Raw genomic sequence first — 3,223 nt, 5'->3', positions numbered from 1 at the left:
GGGCAGGCGATCGCGGGGATGATGCCGCGGTAGTTCGGGATCGTGCGCATGGGTCTTGTCTCCTGTGTGTATGTCGAACAATCGTGTTGAACAATCGCCGTGGATCTTGCGCGCCGCGGCCGCCGTTGACCAATGCCGCTTGAGTCTTCTTCCATGCCTTGTGAGCACCGCCCATGAACCTGATCTGGCTCGACGATTTCCTGACCCTGGCGGCCAGCGGCAGCTTCTCGCGTGCCGCGCAGGAGCGGCACATGACGCAGCCGGCCTTCAGCCGCCGCGTGCGGGCGCTGGAAGACTGGCTGGGCGTGGTGCTGTTCGACCGGAGCACCCAGCCCGCCACGCTGACGGAGGCCGGGGAGTGGTTTCGCGCGGTGGCGCAGGAGCTGCTCACGCGCGTTGCGGGCATCCCCGACCAGGCGCGCGCAGTGGCCGATGCGAGTTCGGCCACGCTGCGCATCGCGTCCACCCATGCGCTGTCGTTCAGCTTCCTGCCGGGCTGGCTGCGCGGGCTGGAGTCGCGGCTGGTGCAAGGACCAGGGCAAGGGCCGGGCCCGGTGCAGCTGATCTCCGACGTGATGCAGCAATGCGAGGCGCTGATGCAGCAGGGCCGCGTGCAGTTCCTGCTGTGCCATGGCCATGAGCAGGTGCCGAGCCGGCTGGACCCGGCATCGCACCTGTGGGCCGTGGTCGGCCACGACGCGCTGTTGCCGGTGTCGGCGCCCGACGCCTCGAGCCGGCCGCGTCACTGGCTGGACGACGGCGGCGGCAAGCCGGTGCCGCTGCTCGAGTACAGCGCCGAGTCCGGCATCGGCCGCCTGGTGCGTGCCTTGCGGGGCAGTGCGCTGGCCGAGGCGCACACGCAATCCGCGCTGACGGCGCACCTGGCCAGCGTGCTCAAGACGATGGCGCTGGACGGCCGCGGCGTGGCCTGGCTGCCGCGCAGCCTGATCGCCGACGACCTGGCCGCCGGCCGCCTGGTCGCCGCGGGCGGCGCACAGTGGGTGATCGAGGTCGAGATCCGGCTGTTCCGGCCGCGCTCGCCCTTGCCGCGGGCGGCCGAACGCTTCTGGGCGACGGTCGAGGAGGTGCGCCCGGCTTCTTGAGGGCTAGCCGCTGAACAACTTCACACACCCTTCCGATTGGAAGAGTGGAAGCGCTTCCCAATATTTGTCTCCCTCGATGGGTGGACCGACCTGGTCATCGGCGATCCGCCGGCGCATCCCTTTTCCGGCGCGGTGAGGGGCCGTACCAGCCCGATGAAATGGTCAGGCCGCCTGGTCATCCATGAGCTCCAGAAGATCAATCGCGCTCCGGGCTCGCGCATCATTTCCCGTCGCCAGTCCCACGAGGTGGGGGCGCAGGGAATGAATGAACGTCTTCAGTGCTTCTTGCACCGAGACTCCAAGGTATGTTTCGTACCCTTGCTCCGGAGTGAATGTGCCGCCGAGGTCGATGAGCGATTCCATGACGGCGCGTTGCGCCCATGCTCGCCCACTGACAAGAATCTGCTCCAGCGCGGGAAGGGCACCCAGTACGACCGGGTAGAAGGTGCCTGCGTGGTTGTTGCCCATTGCCCAGAGGAACGCATCGCAGGCGTCAACTGCGGCCTGTTCATCGTTCGCTTCTCGAAGCGCAAGAAGGGCCCTCTCCACGCTGCCTGAGTCGTTTGAGTCTGGCTGCGGAAATTGGTCGATCCGGGTCGCGAGGCGAGACGAGGCGAACTCGAGGACGCGCCGAACCACGCGCGGGTCTTCGAGCAGCGTCTTGTAGTGCCCCAGGCCCTCGAGGAGGAGCCATTGAGCGCCAGGCCAGCTGGCCGCGGCGGCCTGCGCACCTTCGTGGGGGACGACCTTGTCATCGGACCCGTGAATGAACAGGGCCGGCTGGGGCATCGACGCAGCCTGTCGGCGCATGTCGATCCGGTCGGGATGGACGCCGATCACCTCCTGCAGCCGGTTCAGCAGGTGCGTCACGGTGGCCCCCTCCAATTTCGCTTGCCGTGCCATTGCGCGCACATACMCGCCATAGTGGGTCGGCGTCGCCAGGAGAGCCACACGGCCCACCTGCAGGCCTTCGTCCAGGGCCTGCACGATGCAGGCCCCGCCGATCGAGTGCCCGACCGCCAGCGCCAGCGGCCCGGCGACACCCTCGACCGCTCGCAACACACGCGCCGCCAGCGGGATGGACAGGCGCTCTCCGCCGGAGGTCCCGTGGCCGGGGAGGTGGGGGGYCCACACGGTGAATCCCGACGCCACGAGGGCGTCGCCGATTGTCTCCATGTCGGACGTCCTTCCCTGCCAGCCGTGGACGAGCAATGCGTGGGGGCCGCGGCCGCGCTTTCTCACATGCACCATCACCTGTGCGCCGTCAGGCCACGCTCCGGGGGTGTCGACGAGCAAGGAAATGACCTCGGCATCCACTGTCCGCGCGTCCTCGGGTGGCCGCTTGATGCGCAGCAGCGCGTCGATGAAGGCTTCGACATCGGCGCCGGGGGCGACGGACGTGTCTTGATGCGATGGTATGGAGGGCTTTCGATGTGTACAGGTCTGTTCCTTTAACTATAGGTACAGACCTGTACCATTGTCAACGGAGACCGCCATGACGACCTCGAACATTCCTGTCCAGGAAATCCGTTCCCGCCGAGGCGCGCCCGCGAAGGGCGAGCCCACCGCCCGGGAGCGCATCCTCGCCATCGCGCTCGATGCCTTCTACCGGGAAGGCATTCTTGCGACGGGCGTGGACACCATCGCCGAGCGGGCAGGGGTGTCCAAGACGAGTCTCTACCGCAACTTCGCCTCCAAGGATGAGCTGATCGAGGCGGTGCTGCGGGAGCAGGACCGCTTGTTCTTTGCCTGGTGGGACGAGATGGCGGGGCGACACCCCGACGACCCGCGCGCGCAGCTGCGGGGCTTGCTCGATGCGTTCGGGAAGCTGAGTTCGTCTCCCAGGTTCCGGGGTTGCCCGTTCATCAATGCCGCCACCGAGTTCCGGGGCCTCGATCACGTCGGCAAGACGCTTTCTGCCCAGAACAAGATCGAGGTGGTGCGACGACTGGCCGACATGTGCCGATTGCTGGGCGTCGCCGATCCCGCGCGGGCCGCTCGCCAACTGCTGCTGCTCATCGATGGCGTCCTGGCGGACGGGCAGTTCGGCCCCGAACTGCACTTCAGGGAAGGACTCGCCGATGCGGCGTTTGCCTGCATCGGACTGGGCGCCTAGGACC

At 67.5% G+C, this 3,223-nt stretch carries 3 protein-coding genes; 2 read left to right on the top strand and 1 reads right to left on the bottom strand.

Going from position 1 to position 3,223, the window contains the following annotated elements; translation table 11 throughout:
* The first annotated feature begins 173 nt into the window (after positions 1-173).
* Positions 174-1,103, top strand: a complete 930-nt coding sequence (locus AC1D15_RS23775) for a LysR family transcriptional regulator (RefSeq protein WP_477827911.1) — start codon at positions 174-176, stop codon at positions 1,101-1,103.
* Between the two features lie 162 nt (positions 1,104-1,265).
* On the opposite strand, the gene AC1D15_RS23770 is transcribed toward AC1D15_RS23775, so the two are convergent.
* Complete coding sequence (locus AC1D15_RS23770) at positions 1,266-2,420, bottom strand: alpha/beta fold hydrolase (RefSeq protein ID WP_477827910.1); 1,155 nt, start codon at positions 2,418-2,420, stop codon at positions 1,266-1,268.
* Between the two features lie 178 nt (positions 2,421-2,598).
* On the opposite strand from AC1D15_RS23770, the gene AC1D15_RS23765 reads away from it, so the two are divergent.
* Entirely contained in the window at positions 2,599-3,219 is a 621-nt protein-coding gene (locus AC1D15_RS23765) for a TetR/AcrR family transcriptional regulator (protein ID WP_156155082.1), read from the top strand.
* Positions 3,220-3,223: the final 4 nt, after the last annotated feature.

It is taken from the genome of Rhizobacter sp. P2_H2 (assembly GCF_056403375.1).
Note: the sequence above shows the minus strand (reverse complement) of the source record. Positions and strands in the feature narration are given on the sequence as shown.

Bases quoted from the DNA above. Each gene is read 5' to 3' on its own strand.
- AC1D15_RS23765 (WP_156155082.1), top strand. From the start codon at position 2,599: ATGACGACCTCGAACATTCCTGTCCAGGAAATCCGTTCCCGCCGAGGC.
- AC1D15_RS23775 (WP_477827911.1), top strand. From the start codon at position 174: ATGAACCTGATCTGGCTCGACGATTTCCTGACCCTGGCGGCCAGCGGC.